This window comes from Clostridium sp. MF28 (assembly GCF_002969175.1).
Lineage (GTDB): Bacteria > Bacillota > Clostridia > Clostridiales > Clostridiaceae > Clostridium > Clostridium beijerinckii.
Window position 1 is genome coordinate 6059230 of record NZ_CP014331.1, and the last position, 16152, is coordinate 6075381.

The 16152-nt window shown below is 28.3% G+C and carries 15 protein-coding genes, 1 tRNA gene and 1 riboswitch; of the genes, 14 read left to right on the plus strand and 2 right to left on the minus strand.

The features are described from left to right. Positions 1 to 31: 31 nt before the first annotated feature. The 4 genes from AXY43_RS26855 (at position 32) to AXY43_RS26870 (ending at position 5282) form a co-directional block, all read left to right on the plus strand. Positions 32 to 793: a DUF6710 family protein gene (locus AXY43_RS26855; RefSeq protein WP_243099121.1), complete on the plus strand. Its 762-nt coding sequence runs from the start codon at positions 32 to 34 to the stop codon at positions 791 to 793. Between the two features lie 427 nt (positions 794 to 1220). Beyond that, positions 1221 to 3218 carry an AAA family ATPase gene (locus AXY43_RS26860; RefSeq protein ID WP_243099122.1) on the plus strand — a complete coding sequence of 666 codons (1998 nt, stop codon included), beginning with the start codon at positions 1221 to 1223 and terminating at the stop codon, positions 3216 to 3218. Continuing rightward, the gene (locus tag AXY43_RS26865) at positions 3187 to 4515 is read left to right on the plus strand and encodes a hypothetical protein (protein ID WP_105412459.1); all 1329 of its coding nucleotides are present in this window, start codon (positions 3187 to 3189) and stop codon (positions 4513 to 4515) included. The genes AXY43_RS26860 and AXY43_RS26865 overlap by 32 nt, the downstream gene beginning before the upstream one ends. 200 nt (positions 4516 to 4715) lie before the next feature. Continuing rightward, the gene (locus AXY43_RS26870; protein WP_105412460.1) at positions 4716 to 5282 is read left to right on the plus strand and encodes a hypothetical protein; all 567 of its coding nucleotides are present in this window, start codon (positions 4716 to 4718) and stop codon (positions 5280 to 5282) included. Positions 5283 to 5576: 294 nt separating this feature from the next. Here AXY43_RS26870 and AXY43_RS26875 read toward each other — a convergent pair. Both AXY43_RS26875 and AXY43_RS26880 read right to left on the minus strand, forming a co-directional pair. Then, positions 5577 to 5651: transfer RNA gene (locus tag AXY43_RS26875), tRNA-Glu, on the minus strand. Between the two features lie 563 nt (positions 5652 to 6214). After that, positions 6215 to 6583 (minus strand): hypothetical protein, encoded by a 369-nt coding sequence (locus tag AXY43_RS26880; protein ID WP_105412461.1) that lies wholly within the window; start codon positions 6581 to 6583, stop codon positions 6215 to 6217. A gap of 359 nt (positions 6584 to 6942) precedes the next feature. Here AXY43_RS26880 and AXY43_RS26885 point away from each other — a divergent pair, with 359 nt between their 5' ends. The 10 genes from AXY43_RS26885 (at position 6943) to cbiG (ending at position 16142) form a co-directional block, all read left to right on the plus strand. Then, positions 6943 to 7194, plus strand: a complete 252-nt coding sequence (locus tag AXY43_RS26885) for a phage holin family protein (protein ID WP_012058524.1) — start codon at positions 6943 to 6945, stop codon at positions 7192 to 7194. A 160-nt stretch (positions 7195 to 7354) separates the two neighbouring features. Continuing rightward, positions 7355 to 7607: riboswitch (cobalamin riboswitch) on the plus strand. A 197-nt stretch (positions 7608 to 7804) separates the two neighbouring features. Further along, on the plus strand, positions 7805 to 8629 hold the full coding sequence (locus AXY43_RS26890; RefSeq protein WP_105412462.1) for a sirohydrochlorin cobaltochelatase: 825 nt from the start codon (positions 7805 to 7807) through the stop codon (positions 8627 to 8629). 81 nt (positions 8630 to 8710) lie between these two features. Next, positions 8711 to 10090: a cobyrinate a,c-diamide synthase gene (locus AXY43_RS26895; protein WP_105412463.1), complete on the plus strand. Its 1380-nt coding sequence runs from the start codon at positions 8711 to 8713 to the stop codon at positions 10088 to 10090. Positions 10091 to 10157: 67 nt separating this feature from the next. After that, positions 10158 to 10781: a precorrin-8X methylmutase gene (locus tag AXY43_RS26900; RefSeq protein WP_077856500.1), complete on the plus strand. Its 624-nt coding sequence runs from the start codon at positions 10158 to 10160 to the stop codon at positions 10779 to 10781. Between the two features lie 57 nt (positions 10782 to 10838). Then, positions 10839 to 12023, plus strand: coding sequence for a cobalt-precorrin-5B (C(1))-methyltransferase CbiD (gene cbiD, locus AXY43_RS26905; RefSeq protein WP_105412464.1), 1185 nt, complete (start codon positions 10839 to 10841; stop codon positions 12021 to 12023). Positions 12024 to 12134: 111 nt separating this feature from the next. Then, entirely contained in the window at positions 12135 to 12749 is a 615-nt protein-coding gene (gene cbiE, locus AXY43_RS26910) for a precorrin-6y C5,15-methyltransferase (decarboxylating) subunit CbiE (RefSeq protein ID WP_105412465.1), read from the plus strand. Positions 12750 to 12815: 66 nt separating this feature from the next. Next, positions 12816 to 13388: a precorrin-6Y C5,15-methyltransferase (decarboxylating) subunit CbiT gene (gene cbiT / locus AXY43_RS26915; RefSeq protein WP_105412466.1), complete on the plus strand. Its 573-nt coding sequence runs from the start codon at positions 12816 to 12818 to the stop codon at positions 13386 to 13388. A 147-nt stretch (positions 13389 to 13535) separates the two neighbouring features. After that, positions 13536 to 14201 (plus strand): cobalt-factor II C(20)-methyltransferase, encoded by a 666-nt coding sequence (locus AXY43_RS26920; RefSeq protein ID WP_077306626.1) that lies wholly within the window; start codon positions 13536 to 13538, stop codon positions 14199 to 14201. Positions 14202 to 14251: 50 nt separating this feature from the next. Further along, complete coding sequence (gene cobM, locus AXY43_RS26925; RefSeq protein WP_041897259.1) at positions 14252 to 15022, plus strand: precorrin-4 C(11)-methyltransferase; 771 nt, start codon at positions 14252 to 14254, stop codon at positions 15020 to 15022. Further along, positions 15009 to 16142 carry a cobalt-precorrin 5A hydrolase gene (cbiG, locus tag AXY43_RS26930; RefSeq protein WP_105412467.1) on the plus strand — a complete coding sequence of 378 codons (1134 nt, stop codon included), beginning with the start codon at positions 15009 to 15011 and terminating at the stop codon, positions 16140 to 16142. Before cobM ends, cbiG begins: the two co-directional genes overlap by 14 nt. Positions 16143 to 16152: the final 10 nt, after the last annotated feature.

Genomic DNA, 16152 nt, shown 5'->3' on the forward strand with positions numbered 1-16152 from the left:
TAGTAATGGATTTAATAAAAAGGAGCTAATAATGATGTTTAAAAATTTGATTTTTAAAAATAAGACAGTTACAGAGATAGAAAGAGGATCTAAAGACGTACCAAAATTATCATCAAAATATAACTTTGATAATATCATTAATTTTGCAAAAGAAATATTAGAGTCTAACGTCAGTAAAGATGCAAAACAACATCCAATATTTGATGTAATAAGGATTTTAGGTAGAGGATTACAAACGGACTATATGAAATATTTATTATATATAGATGGAGATGAAGATAATAGTGTCCATGGTTTAAGCTGGAGTAGTGTAGGGTTTCAAGAAAGGGCTTGTATATCTAATAACCAAGGCAAATATCTTAATATACATGATTTAAAAGAGGAGGTAAAATGCAAAAAGAAAATAAATCTAAGTACTGATTTAATACTACCATGGCCATGGCACAAGGATAGGCTAATTAGAGCACTTATAGATATAGGTGAAGGTCGAAAGAAAAAGAAATGGAAACAAGATTTTAATAATCACTTTGTTGAAGTATGGCTTCCAATGGGAATAGCTTGGGTCAATGGAGGAAATCATTCTATTACTATGGGGATAGTACAAGGTGGCGAATTGGAGCCAGAATATTATTATGATATCAGTGATGTATATAAATATGTATACTGTGATGGAGAAAATTTTATTAGGACTGAAGACAATAAAGTTATAGCTAAAGTTACTAATGTTGAGTTTGCTGCTATTTTTGAAATAGGAAGGCTGCTAGTAGAAAAAGGATTGTCTTTTATTGATTAGGATGTAAAGATTATATGCATTCTCTTACTTAGAAAGCTAAGGCTTAATGAAATGAATTATTTGCTATCATATGTAATTTGTTAATTTATAGAGATTAATAGAAAAACACTGGATAAATATAGGTAAAATTATAAATTTTTGTAGTATAATAAGGATAGATTATTTAAATTAGATAATTTATACTTATTATTTCTTTAAGTGAAAAATAAACTATGTATTTGAGGTTCACATAATGTCTATAATGGGAAGCACATAATAAAGTAACAGAGATGTATGTAAAAGTTATAAAATAAACTAGAAATAACGGAGGAAAAATGAAAATATTATATTTTTGGTGTGATGAATATTTAAATTTAAGAAACTATAACTGTAATTTATCTGGTAACATAAATTTTCATATGACAATAAATTAAAAAAATTAATTGGTGTGAGTAAAGAGAGAAGTAGTGATAATTTTTTTAATGTATTGGATGAAAAAGAAAATTTAATACCTGTAGAAATATCAGCGATAGTAGGTATAAATGGTATTGGAAAGACCACAACTTTAAAAATTATTTCAGAAATATTATCAAATAAAGGTTCAGTTGTTACAAAGGAATATAAAAAAAATTATATATTCATATATGAAATTAATAATAAAAAATATATCGTCTTTGAAAATGGTTTTGTTAATGAAATATATATTAATAGTAAAAAAATTCCTTTGGATTGTTTTGAGAATAATACAAGTGAATATACCATAAATATTTTTGATGTAGTTGCAGAAAAATTATATGTGAAAGAAGATGGACAAACAATTGAATTCCCGGAATTAAATAGTGTGGCTACGCTATTTTTATCAAATTCTTATGAAAAAACTTGTGATAATAAAGTAGATAGTAATAGTATAAATCTATCTTATCATTATTTGTTAAATACTTATTTAAAAGGGAAAAGTGATTTGTTTAAAATTGTTGATTTTAAAGATAGACTTTTAAATCCATTTGATTTTTGGCAAATGGAACTACTTAATTGGGATATTCAATTTATGTGCTCTACAATCTATGAAGAACTTATCAAAAGTATCAAGTTGGTGGCGCCTAAATATTTTAATATTATGTTAGATTATACTTCTGAAAATCATAATTTATTCGATTCAGATGTGAAAAGATTTAATAATAATGCTATTGATAAATTTAACTTTGAACAATTTATTGAAATGCATATGAAAAAATCATCTCAAAATAATTTTTTTGATTTTCTGAATCAAAGAATTTGTGATTTAATAGCAGAATTAATTTTATCTGAGCAGTTTATAAAAAAAGAAAAAGTAGTTGCATTTATAAATGATGGAAGTGATTTTAAAAAATTCAATTCAATTGTAGATTTGCTTGAAAATATTGCAATTAACCTAGAAGAAAAGAAGGAAGAATTTATTAATAATTTTTTACCTAGTAACAAGAGTTTAATGAAAAGACAAATACAAATTATTCATTCTAGAATAAAAGAATTCATTTTAGCTGCAGCTAAAATGATAAAGAATATAGAAAATATAAAATGTAATTGTTACTTTGAAGAAAAACTAATTAGGAAGCTTGATAATATAAAAGATGTTGGAGATGGGGTCATCTCGAGTGTGGAAGTAAATGTTCCAATATTAACTAAAGAAATTAATAAAACTGAATCTAATAAGGAGATTTTTGACTTTTTAAGGGAATTAGCTAATATTCAAAATGAATTTTATAATTCAACAAAAGTGTTACCTTTTTATATAAACGCTAGTGGTCTTTCATCTGGACAAAAGGCATGCGTGCAAATATTCTCGAAATTATTTAAATTTTCAGATATGATAAAAGATAATAAAGAAGTTAATAATATTGTTATATTAATGGATGAATTAGATATTCATCTACATCCAGAATGGAAAAGAAAGCTTATATATTTATTAAATAATTTATTGAAAATATTATTTGATAAAGAAAAATATAAGAGTATTCACGTTATTATGACAACAAATGAACCATACATTTTATCGGATATTCCTAAGAATAATACAGTTTTACTTTGTGAAAATAAAGAGAATGATGAAGTGAAAATAAAGAAAGACTCAGAATATAAGACGCTTGGAGCAAATATTATTGATTTATTAGATGATGCATTTTTTTTAGCAGATGGAAATAAAGGAGAATACATTACAGAAGTAATAAGGAAGATTTCTAACGATTCAAATAATAAAGAAATTTCTAAAGAACAAATAAGATATTATATAGATATAGTTAAGCTTATTGAAGAACCATTGATTCAGAATAGTTTAATGGAAAAACTGAGTGAAAAAATGGGACAAGATTATAAAACAGAGATGATTGAATATTATGAAAGACTCATTAATGCATTAAAAAATGGAGGAGAAAGTAATGTTGAAGATACAATGCAAAGAAAACAATAAGTTTCAAAGAGCAAAGGATTTTCACAAAATAAAATATTATAAGAAAATAAAAGATAAATTAAATTCAAAAAGAAGCATTTTGTTATCAGGAGGCAAGTATACTTCAGAAATATCTTTTATTGATAAAATTATCTGTGAATTAAGTAATATTTTAATAGGAGATGATATTGAAATTAAAAGAATAATTTCTAAAATTCACAAAGATTATATAAATATAGAAAATAATAAAACGAATATCATGGATAACAAAGGAAATCAAGTTGTTATGAAAGATTTAATAATGAGAATATTTGATTATGAAAATTTTTCTGAAGCAAAATTATATAATGAAAGTATAAATATTATATCAAGTTGGAAAAGGGAAATTAAAAATAAAAAGAGAAAAGGATTTTATAAAGGTACACTAAATATAATTGAGCTAAGAAAAAGCATTATTAATTCTATTAATAATATGAATAAGATATATATAGGAACAAAGTTTGAAATAACAAGCATTACAAATCAATGGAAAAATAAAATTCTAACTTTTACTATTCCTAACACAAGAATAATTTTGGATGAGGATTTAAAAATATTTGATAGTATGAAATTAGATTTGATTCATATGAGAAACGAATTTTGGGGTAACTATAATCAATTGAAATATACAATGAGAGCTGATGAAGTGAAATTGTTCTGGGGAGGATATAATTTTATTAAAGAAATTGGTGTAATGACTTGTCCGTATTGTAATCGAATTTACACAAATCTAATTATTGGTCAGAGTAAAAGTTATAAGCCAGCACTAGATCATTTCTATCCTAAAACAAATTATCCATACTTAGCTTTGTCATTATTTAATCTTATACCTAGTTGTAATATATGTAATAGTAGTTTCAAAAGTGATACTATTTTAAATATTCATAACTTATACAATACTGGTTTTGAAAATGATTATATATTCAAGTTTAAGGTGATAGATGATACAAAACCTATTACTAATAAAAATATTAAAATAAAAATTGAACCCAAAACAGGAATATGTATGGAAACTCAACATAGCATTAATTTATTTGAGTTAGAGTCTTCATATAATACTCATAAAGATATTGTTGTAAATATGTACAAACAGCGAAAAAAATATAGCAATACAGAAATTAGAAGATTAATAAAACTTGGATGTTATACAAGTATACCAAATTTTGTTGAGCAAGTAGTATTAAATGGACCTATTGATAAAAGTAAATTTAGTGAAGTTCCACTTGCAAAATTCAAAAGAGACATAGCATATCAGGTAGGATTTTTAAATAAGTTATAATCTATAAGATATGATTTTAATCTGGATCGAAATAACAATAATAAAAAAATGTAAATTATTCATATACCCATTAGGCTAATACTACGAAGCTGGGATTGGTGATGGTAAATAAAACTTGTTCTTTTAGAAGTGATAAGTATGGTATTTTGAAAATATGTTGAATTGAAAGATAAATTATAATTTGTAGAAAGGAATCAGTGATGGAGCAAAATAGTATTTTAAAAAAATTACCAAGAGAAATAAGCTTAGAGAAAGGAATTAATTTAGTATTGGATGAAAAAAAACATAATGGAAAAGATAATTTATCAGATATTTCTTGGTATCAATACAAAATAGTTAATAATGAAGAATTGGGTATTGTTTATGATAATATATGTTTGAGTTTATTTCGAATAACAGAATCGGTTAGGATTGAAGCATCTAAAGAAATTATCAATAATGGAGTATCAAAAAAAGAAACGTTAAGACCCCATATTGATTATAAGTCTGGGAATATTCATCCAAATAAAGAATATATTGCAAATCAAAACGAACTTGGTGAAATACAGCAATTGGTATTATGTAATGGACTTGGTCCACATAACCCTGAAAAACAATTGGATGATGATTTTTATATATACAAAAATAGCGAAAGACAATCAGGAACCAAGGTGCATAAGGCGTGCTATTATCCACTAATTGGTAAAAAACTTAATTTACAGAATAATTGGAGATATCAATTATTGAAGGAAATATGGAACATAATAAATCCGCCTACGCATATGTGATTTTACCTTATAAAGAACCATACAGATTTCAATTTGCAGAGTTATAAATTGCTTTTGATGCGGAGAACAAGCATAAATAAAATATAAATTCCCATTATTAATATAATTAGAATTAAAACATCTATAGAAATATAGATGTTTTTTTAGTTCTAGCTAGAATAAAATTACGCAATAGGACCTAAAAACACAAATTAAAAATGTGAATTTATCAATAAAAATTTATGGTGTAAAAATGGTGTAAAATAATAAAAACATCAAGATTTTAAATACTTAAAACCTTGATGTTTTCTAACTTGGTGACCCATAGGAGAATCGAACTCCTGATTTCACCGTGAGAGGGTGGCGTCTTAACCGCTTGACCAATGGGCCTCACAACAAATATTATTCTACACCCATTTATTTATTATGTCAACAACTTTTTTGAATATATCCGTAAAAAAGGAAAGAGTTAGAGAAGAGTGCTTAAAATGTAAAAATGATTTGTTACATTTTATACAAATCATAATTTTCTAAATATTTAAAAAACATACTTGTTTTTCCCTGAAAATCTGTTAAACTATTATATAGTTAGTAATTTAAATAGAGGTGTATATTGTAAAATATACTCATCGCTCCTCTTGTATGATTTTTTGATCATACGGAATTACGACTCCTTTTTAATATTTTGTGGGATATCCATTGAGATTTTATTGTTTATGAACAGTTTAATTTTGATGGGTATTATTTTTTATGATAAATTACTATATTTTATAATAAATTTACATTTAAAGCTTAAGTAAACCAAATGCTTAATTAATACTAGAATGTAGAAGAGCAATTGAAATTTATGTTAGCTAATAATTTTAAAAGCAAAAAGAGGATTGTCAAAATAAAATTTGATAATCCTCTTTTTTAATTTATATTACCTGTTTAAGGTATATTACTTGAAACTATTATTTTGAAATCCACTCTAATACAGCAGGATTTGCGCATGCTGAAGTTTCACCATCAATCTTTGTTACAAAGATAATATCTCCTCCATTAGCGACAGAGCTTACTTCATCAAATATTTCTTTTGCAGATAATGTATCTGTTTTTACAAAGAATCCTTCAGGCATAAATTGAGCCCATGAGCCTAAAGATTTAATTTTTCCTGGTATATTAGTGCCATTGTGTACATGTTCATGAGAATGATCTTCTCCGCATCCACAGCTATCACCATGTTCATGAGAATGATCTTCTCCACATCCACAATCATCACCGTGTTCGTGATGATGGCCATGAGTATCGCTTAAAAAATATGTAATCATATATGCTGACATTATTATATCAATCCCTTCTAGCTTTTTTTATTTATATTAGGTTAACAAGTTATATTTAAATTATACAGTAATATTGATGGTTGTAAATTATTTCTTTGAAAATGTTAAATGTGGTGAGTATTTCAGTAAGTGGAATAGTTGACTTTTATTTAAATATAATTATTAGTGGGGTACTTGCAAAAAAACAGATATTAATTCTATTTTTATGGCAATTAGAGAAGTGAAAATTTGATGAGAATTTTATTAATGTAGAAACAAAACTTGACATAACGCATATAACATAATAAAGCAGAATATTATATCATATTTAAAATTATTTTAAGTTAGAGAAATTTTTTGGTTAAAGGAGGGACAAGTGTATGGATTTTGCACAGTATATAACACAAAATGCTCTGATTTTGATTCCAGCTCTATATATTGTTGGTATGGTAATAAAAAATACAGAAAAAATTAACGATAAATATATTCCGATGATATTATTATTTCTAGGAATATTAGGGGCTGTTGGAATCATGGGCCCTAGCGTAGAATCAGTAATTCAAGGCATACTGGTAACGGGAGCTACAGTCTATACTAATCAACTAATAAAACAAAGCTGTAAGAAAGAATGAGGATTTTAATTTCCCAGTAAAGATTTAATGACTACAATTTTATGGTTACCTTATTATATTAAAATTATTTTGAGGTTTATTGCTGACAAGCAGATACTGTCAACAATAAACCTCATTTTTAGTTGAATAAAATACAATAGTCCTATATAATTTAAAATACAATAAGAAATGATTTTTAGGTTCATATAAGGTTAAGTGTATATGATTAAAAGGGAAAGTGGTTAAAATCCACTACAGCCCCCGCTACTGTGATGGAAGACTAATCTCTAAAGTATATAATAAAAGTGCTCATTAATTAAGAATTAGCTGCTTTTAAATAGTATACTAAAAAATCCACTGAGAAATTTTCTTGGGAAGGAAGAGAATTAGGATGAGGCCAAAGTCAGGAGACCTGCCTAGGAGTTTATAAAAATGCTATTCTTCGGAGGGAAGAAAACTTGCAAATAGCGGGATGTAGTAGAGTATATTGTACATTCTTAATTTGTTATGTATTTCCTCCTTATCTAACGATAAAGGGGATTTTTATATATTCCAAATTATAAATCTTATGAAATATTTATAAATTTATTAAATTAAGGTCTTTTTTAAGACAATTTTAGGAGGAAAATACATGAGAAAAGCTATTTTAGTAGTTAGTTTCGGAACAAGCCATTTAGAGGCACTTAAGAGTTCAATTGAAAAAATTGAAAATAAAATCAAAGAGGAATTTAAAGATTATGAAGTTTTTAGAGCTTTTACAGCTCATTTTATAATAAAGAAATTAAAGGCAAAGGATAATTTGGATATATTAACACCAGAAGAAGCACTAGAAGATTTAAAATCTAGAGGATTTGAAGAAGTTATAGTGCAGCCGCTTCATATAATTCCAGGAGAAGAATTTGATTACATCAAAGGTGTTGTGGAGCAAAGGAAAAATGATTTTAAAGATCTTAAGCTTGGAAGACCAATATTTTTTTATCAAGGAATGAATGGATTACCAGAAGATTATTCTTTATTTATTGAAAGTATTAAAGATGTTTTCAAAGGTGAAGAAAGTGTAATATTATTTGGCCACGGTACAGAGCATCCATCTAATGCGGTCTATGGAATGCTGCAAACTGTTTTGGTAGATGAAGATTATGAGAATGTTTTTGTGGCAACTGTAGAAGGGTATCCAACAGTTGAAAATGTAGTAAAGAAGTTAAAGAAAAAAGGAATAAATAAGACAAAACTTGTTCCTTTATTACTTGTGGCAGGTGATCACGTAAAGAATGATATGGCATCAGATGAAGATCATTCTTTAAAGACTAGGCTTCAAAAAGAAGGAATTGAAGTGAAGTTACATATGCACGGACTTGGAGAGCTTGATAAATTTGATGGACTTTATATAAATAGAATTTATGACTCAATTGAGAATAAATATATAAATGCTGGAAGGACTAAAAAACTTAGATAGTTCAATTTCTATAGTTGCAAAATTCTTTGCAGGTATTTAGGCAGAGTTTAAAAGTCTTGTTAGTACAGAAAGGAAAATAATATGAGGTCTATAATTATATCTTCCAATTGCAGCGGAGGAGGAAAAACTACTTTTACTCTTGGGCTTATGAAAGTACTTAAAAGTAGAAATTTTCATGTACAAGGTTATAAGGTAGGACCGGATTATATAGATACAGCATTTCATAAAGCAGTCACAGGGATAGCTTCAAGAAATCTTGATACTTTCTTACTGGGTGAAGAAGGTGTGAAAAAAAGTTTTCAAAAAGGTTCTGGAAATATTGGTATAATAGAAGGTGTTATGGGATTATATGACGGAATTGGAGCAAGTGAAAAAGGTTCTACTTATCATGTCTCAAAACTTTTAGGAAATATGCCGATAGTTCTAGTGTTGTCTCCTAAGGGGCAAAGTGCAAGTATATGCGCTGAAATTAGCGGTTTTAAAAATTATAAGGATGCTAATATTGTTGGGGTCGTATTAAATTCTGTAAGTGAAAAATATTATAATTTATTAAAGTATTCAATAGAAAAGAATTGTAATATAAAAGTTTTTGGATATATTCCTAAAACGCCAGAAATAGCATTAAGCAGCAGGCATTTAGGGCTTGTTCAGAGTATGGAAATTCTTAATCTTGAAGAAAAATTAGATATATGTGCAAATTTAATGGAAAAGTATGTAGATATAGATGAAATTATAAATGCAACTCAGGAGTATAAAATAAATACAGATGGTAATTTTAACAATTCATTTAAAGTAGATGATAAACAAAAAAGTTTTGAAAGTTTAAAAGAAGAATCTAAAAATAGAAATTTTAAAATAGGAGTAGCTTTAGATAAGGCGTTTAGTTTCTATTATAAAGATAATTTGGAAGCTTTAGAAAACTTGGGTGAGGTAGTTTATTTTAGTCCAATCAATGATAAAGAATTGCCACAAAACTTAGATTTTTTATATATAGGTGGAGGATATCCAGAAGTCTTTAAAAAGGAATTGGAAAACAATTATTCTATGCGAAAAAGCATTAAAGAAGCCTTAGATGGCGGCTTGAGATGTTATGCAGAATGCGGTGGACTTATGTATCTTACAGAATCAATTGATGGATCAGAAATGGTTGGTTTTTTTAACGGGGATAGCACAATGACTAACAAGCTTCAGAATTTTGGTTACTGTAAGGTTAAGATAGATAACAAATGCTTTAATAATATGAGCTTAGAAGATAATGAAGTTGAAGTTAATGCTCATGAATTTCATAAGTCAAAGGTAGATTTAGATGAGGACAATGTATATGATGTAGAAAAAACTTTATATAATGGGGAAGTATTAAAGTGGAAATGCGGATACTTTAAAAATAATACATTAGGAGGATATGCCCATATAAACTTTCTTGGAAATGAAGAATTATTAAAAGCGTTGGTTAACTATTAATCAATTTATTAAACTTGGAAAGAGGTGAGCTTTGTGAGGTGTTTGTTAAACCCCTCGCTAAAAATATATGGAATATTTAAAAAATCCTATGGGAATTGAAGAAAAAAGTTTTGAGATTATTGGTAACGAAATGGGGGTGCATTCATTTAGTGAAGAAGAACTGCTTATAGTTAAAAGAACTATTCACACTACTGCAGACTTTGAATATAAAGATTTGGTAGAAATAAGTGAAACAGCAATTGAAACTGCAAAAGGTATTTTTAAACAAGGTGCAAAGATCTATACGGATACTAATATGGCTTTAAACGGAATTAATAAAATGGCCTTAGCTAAAACTAATAGTGAAGTCATCTGTTATGTGAATGAAGAAATAGTTCATAAAGAAGCAAAGGAAAAAAACATTACTAGAAGCATGGCAGCGGTCGAAAAAGCTTGCATGGATAATGTAGATATATTCGTTTTTGGTAATGCACCAACAGCTCTTTTTAGGCTTAAAGAGTTAATAAAAGAAGGAAAGGCAAAACCAAAGCTTATAATAGCTGCGCCAGTAGGTTTTGTTGGAGCTGCAGAAAGTAAGGAAAATATGGATGAGCTTAATATACCTTACATAAGAATTAAAGGAAGAAAAGGTGGAAGCACTGTTGCAGCAGCAATAGTTAATGCCCTTATGTACATGGTGGTTTCAAGATAATTAAATTTATTAGATTAAAGATAGTTAAAAAGTTAATGATGTCAGGAGGTGATTTTTATGTTTGAAATGTACGTTGATGTAGATGGAAAAAGGTTAAGATGTGGATATACGACAGGTTCTTGTAGTGCTGGAGCAGCAAAAGCAGCAACAATTATCTTATTTAATAAAGAGAAAAATCTTAATTCTATAGAGATTGCAACTCCTAAAGGAATTGATGTAACAATGCCTATAGAATTAATAGAAAAATTTGATGATTATGTTGAGTGTACTATTTTAAAAGATGGTGGAGATGACCCTGATAACACTCATGGAATAGAAATAAAGGCCATGGTTAAAAAGATCAAACCAATAGATAATAAAATATTTCAAAATGAAGACTTGCAAAAGTTTGATAGTGTTTTAGTTGAAGATAGCAGAGCAGAAAAAGAAGATGAGTTAGAAAGAGTAGTGCTTAAAGGCGGAACAGGAGTTGGAATTGTCACTAAGGATGGGCTTTTTATTCCTAAAGGACAAGCGGCTATTAACCCTGTTCCTAGAAAGATGATAAAAGAAGAAGTATTGAAAGTGTTACCTCCGGGAGAAAGAGTTGAAGTGATAATTTCAGTGCCTCAAGGAGAAAAAGTAGCAAAAAAGACTTTTAATCCTAGGCTTGGGATTGAAGGTGGGATTTCTATTCTTGGGACAACAGGAATTGTATATCCTATGTCAGAAGATGCACTTAAAGCCTCCATAAAGATAGAAATTACCCAAAAAGCAATAAATAATGAAAGATTAGTTTTAACTTTTGGAAATTTAGGCGATAATTATTGTAAGGAACTTGGGTTTAAACAGGAAGAAGTGGTAACATGTTCAAATTTTATAGGATTTGCATTAGAGACTTGTGTTTCATGTAAAGTTAAGTCTATTATAATAGTTGGACACATAGGAAAGATGAGTAAAATAGCTTATGGATGCTTTAATACCCACAGTAAGGTCAATGGAGTGAGGCTTGAAGTTATTGCATTAGAACTTGCACTTCTTGGATATGATATGTCACTTGTAAAAAGAGTGCTTGAGGAAAAGACATGTGAAGGTGCAGTTAAAATGCTTGGAGATGGATATGACAAACTCTATGAGAACATTGGAAATAAAATAGTTCAAAAAATCAAAGAGCATGTTTATGGAGAGCTAGAAGTTGACGCTGTAATGTATTATGGCGCATCAAATCCGATTTTATTATGGAAGTCCATTAAGGATAATTAATAATAAAGTTCAATATAAATTTTAGAATAATTCATTAGTTTATGGATTATGTAAAATATTTTAGGGATTAATATTAAAAAGTTAATTAAGCTTTCATAGGGGGACACAAAAATGATTTATATTGTAGGGCTTGGTCCTGGACACAGAGATTATATTATGCCTAAGGCCTTGGAAATATTAAAAAAATCTAATATAATAATAGGCTTTAAAAGAGCATTGGATTCCTTAGAGTTTGTAGATAATAAAAAAATATATATAAATAAGCTAAGTGATATTAACGAATATATATGTGATGAGAAAAATAGAAGTATGATTATTTCAATTGTTGCATCTGGTGATCCAACTTTTTATGGGATAACAAATTATATAAAAAGTAAAGCAACTTTAGAATTTCAAGTAATACCAGGGATAAGCTCTTTTCAATATCTGACATGTAAATTAAATATGTCCTGGAATAATGCGTACCTAGGAAGTTTGCATGGAAGAAAAGAAGAGTTTTTGACTTTGGTTAATAATCACGACTTAAGCATTTGGCTTACAGATAAAGAGAATAATCCTGCTATTTTATGTGAAATTTTGCATAAAGAAAAAGTTAGATGTAAAGTTGCAATAGGAGAAAATCTATCCTATGAAGATGAGATTATAACTAATGGAACTCCAGAGGAATTTATGAATAAAAAATATGATTCACTGAGTGTGTTTATAGTAGATAGAACAAGTCGATAGAACTTATAATGATTTTTGTGTGACGTTGACGTTTGATTAATACCTGAAATAGAGGAGGAAATTTTCATGGTTTTTATAAAAGATGAAGAGTTTATTAGAGGAAACTGCCCAATGACAAAGGAAGATATAAGAATACTTTCAATTGCGAAAATGAACTTAACAGATAATTCTTTAGTACTAGATGTTGGAAGTGGTACAGGGAGTATTACAGTTCAAGCTGCTAAAATCTCAAAAAACGGTAAGGTGCTTGCAATAGAAAAAAATTATGAAGCATATGAAATTACAGAAACTAATGTGGAAAAGTTTGAATGTGATAATGTAAAGATTTTAAATAAAGAAGCAAGTAGAGTTTTGGATACTTTGATTTTTCAAGGTTTAAAATTCGATTCTATATTCATTGGAGGAAGCAGCGGGCATTTAGAGGAGATATTACTTAAGGTAAATGCAATCGTAGTAAAAAAAGGCACGATAGTTATGAATTTTATTACCTTAGACAATGCATACAGAGCAATTGAGGTCATGAAGAAACTAGATTATAAAATTGAAATTTCGTTAGTTAATATAAGTAAAAACCGTGAAGATACTTTAATGATGATAGCTAATAATCCAATATATATAATTCAATGTATAAGGAATTAAGTATAATTTAATAAAGATTTTTAAGATAAAATAATACATAGTTGTTATAAATAAAAGTGTATAAATAAAGATAATATGATATCGGTAACTAGAATTAAAATAATAATATATACATATGTAGTTACTTAGGAAGAGAGGAATTATAAAATGGCAACATTATACGGAATAGGTGTAGGACCTGGAGATACTGAACTTTTAACTGTAAAGGCAGTAAGAACAATAGAAAGGTGTCAAGTTGTAGTTGCACCATCGGCTACTGAAGGTGGGGAAAGCATTGCGCTTGAAACAGCTAGGGAATATATAAAACCAGGTACTGAAGTTATTGTAAAGCATTTTCCAATGGGGAAGAAAGATAGAGTAATAAAAGCATTGGAGGCTTATGAATTTATAGAAGCGAGGCTTAAAGAAGGAAAGGATGTTGCATTTTTAACTATTGGAGATCCGTATATTTACAGTACATATAGTCATATGTTAAAGCATGTTAGAGATTGTGGATTTGATGTTCAAACAATTCCTGGAATAACATCTTTTTGTGCGGCTGCGAGCCTAGTTAATAGGACTTTAGTTGTAGGTGACGAGAAGCTAGTGGTTATGCCAGCTACTAAAGTGAAGGAAATAACAGATGAAAAGTTTGTTGTAATAATGAAAGTATACAAGCATGAAGAAGAAGTTATAAATACATTAGAAGAAAAAGGCTTTGATTATGTTTATGCAAGTCGAGTTGGTAGAGAGGGCGAGACTGTTTTAACTGAAAGAGAAGAAATACTAAAACTTAGAGATTATATGTCTTTAATAATAGCAAACAGGGAATAAATATAATAAAATATTAGTTAAATTAATATTAAAAAAGGAGTGTTTTAAGCATGATTTATTTTATAGGGGCAGGTCCTGGAGCAGCTGATTTAATAACAGTTAGAGGTCGTGATTTATTAGAAAGAGCAGATGTAGTAATATATGCTGGTTCTTTAGTTTCAAAAGAACATTTAGAATATTGTAGACCAGACGTTCAAATCTATAATTCTGCTAATATGACTTTAGAAGATGTAATGGAAATAATGACCATGGAAGAACAAATGGGAAAGTTAGTTGTAAGGCTACATACAGGTGATCCATCAATTTACGGAGCTATAAGAGAGCAAATGGTTGAGCTTGACAGGGTTAGTATACCTTATGAAGTTGTTCCAGGTGTAAGTTCATTTACAGGTGCAGCAGCTGCTATAAATAGAGAATTTACTTTACCAGGAGTATCACAAACTGTAATTTTAACTAGGATTGAGGGAAGAACTCCTGTTCCAGCAAATGAGGATCTTGAAACATTGGCATCTATTGGAGCATCAATGGCTATATTTTTATCTATTTCAATGATAGACAAAGTTGTTGAGAAACTTAGAAAAGGGTATAAAAAGAATGTTTCAATAGCTGTAGTTGAAAGAGCTACATGGCCTGATCAAAGAGTAATTATGGGAACTCTTGATGATATAGCAGAAAAAGTTAAGGAAAATAATATTACTAAATGTGCACAAATATTAGTTGGAGATTTTATTGATAGCGATTTTGAAAAAAGCTTGTTATATGATAAGAGCTTTTCTCATATGTTCAGAGACGCTGAGGATACAAGTAATGAATCTAAATAATGAAGAACTATCTAAAAAGTCCCAAAGTGAGGCAATAAATTCACTTAGTAAAAATATAAGTATAATTTGTCCATCGCCTAAGGGAAAAGATATAGCATTGAAGCTTAAAGAAAGCTTTAATGGAAGATTATATATAAAAGAAAATAATCCATCACAAGATCAGATTAATAATTGGAAGTCAGAAATAAACACTTTTGCATATGGTGAAGATTTCAGTTTAAAGACTATTACAAAAGAAGCTATGAATAATTCAGAAGGTATTATATTTATATCTTCAACAGGAATTGCAGTAAGAGCAATAGCTCCATTTCTTGAAGGCAAGGATAAGGATCCGGGAATTGTAGTAGTTGATCTATCAGGTAAATATGCAATAAATATATTAAGTGGACATTTAGGGGGAGGCAATGAGCTTACTTATAAGGTATCAGAAATATTAAATTCTATGCCTATTATAACCACTGCAAGTGATAATTTAGGGCTGATTGCCCCAGATATTTTAGCTAAAGAAAATAATTTGATTATTGAAGATTTAAAAAAGGCTAAATATATGGCGGCGCTTTTAATTGATAAAAAAATAATTGGAATTAAAGATGATTATAATATAATAAAAATCAGTAATGGATACGAAAAGATACAGTACTTAAGAAAGGATTGTATTTGGATAACTCATTGTTTAAAAAGTAGTAACAATGAAGATATTGAAAGAACTGATTATTCTAAGATACTTAGACTTATAAAGAAAGATATAGTTTTGGGTATCGGTTGTAGGAAAGGCACAACTTATGAAAAATTATATGACTTTGTAAATGCGAATTTAATAAAATATAATTTGGATATAAGAGCAGTGTCAAGAATTGTTTCTGTAGATATTAAAGCTAATGAAGAAGGTATTATAAAATTAGCGGAAAGAATTAATTGTCCATTCAAAACTTTTAGCAAAGATGAAATAAAAACCGTTCAAGATAAATATGATAAAAGTGAATTTGTATTTAAAACACTTGGAATAACTGGGGTCTGTGAGCCTTCTGTTGATCTTGCAGGCGCAGAGGTTATTATAAGCAAAATAAAGCATGAAGGTATGACATTAGCTATAGGGGTACTTAAAAACACATTGGAATAAGTTCTAAAAT

Excerpts from the sequence above, each read along its gene's own strand:
- AXY43_RS26855 (WP_243099121.1), top strand. The coding sequence starts at position 32 with ATGATGTTTAAAAATTTGATTTTTAAAAATAAGACAGTTACAGAGATA.
- AXY43_RS26865 (WP_105412459.1), top strand. The coding sequence starts at position 3,187 with ATGTTGAAGATACAATGCAAAGAAAACAATAAGTTTCAAAGAGCAAAG.
- AXY43_RS26870 (WP_105412460.1), top strand. The coding sequence starts at position 4,716 with ATGGAGCAAAATAGTATTTTAAAAAAATTACCAAGAGAAATAAGCTTA.
- AXY43_RS26880 (WP_105412461.1), bottom strand. The coding sequence starts at position 6,583 with ATGTCAGCATATATGATTACATATTTTTTAAGCGATACTCATGGCCAT.
- AXY43_RS26885 (WP_012058524.1), top strand. The coding sequence starts at position 6,943 with ATGGATTTTGCACAGTATATAACACAAAATGCTCTGATTTTGATTCCA.
- AXY43_RS26890 (WP_105412462.1), top strand. The coding sequence starts at position 7,805 with ATGAGAAAAGCTATTTTAGTAGTTAGTTTCGGAACAAGCCATTTAGAG.
- AXY43_RS26895 (WP_105412463.1), top strand. The coding sequence starts at position 8,711 with ATGAGGTCTATAATTATATCTTCCAATTGCAGCGGAGGAGGAAAAACT.
- AXY43_RS26900 (WP_077856500.1), top strand. The coding sequence starts at position 10,158 with ATGGAATATTTAAAAAATCCTATGGGAATTGAAGAAAAAAGTTTTGAG.
- cbiD (WP_105412464.1), top strand. The coding sequence starts at position 10,839 with ATGTTTGAAATGTACGTTGATGTAGATGGAAAAAGGTTAAGATGTGGA.
- cbiE (WP_105412465.1), top strand. The coding sequence starts at position 12,135 with ATGATTTATATTGTAGGGCTTGGTCCTGGACACAGAGATTATATTATG.
- cbiT (WP_105412466.1), top strand. The coding sequence starts at position 12,816 with ATGGTTTTTATAAAAGATGAAGAGTTTATTAGAGGAAACTGCCCAATG.
- AXY43_RS26920 (WP_077306626.1), top strand. The coding sequence starts at position 13,536 with ATGGCAACATTATACGGAATAGGTGTAGGACCTGGAGATACTGAACTT.
- cobM (WP_041897259.1), top strand. The coding sequence starts at position 14,252 with ATGATTTATTTTATAGGGGCAGGTCCTGGAGCAGCTGATTTAATAACA.
- cbiG (WP_105412467.1), top strand. The coding sequence starts at position 15,009 with ATGAATCTAAATAATGAAGAACTATCTAAAAAGTCCCAAAGTGAGGCA.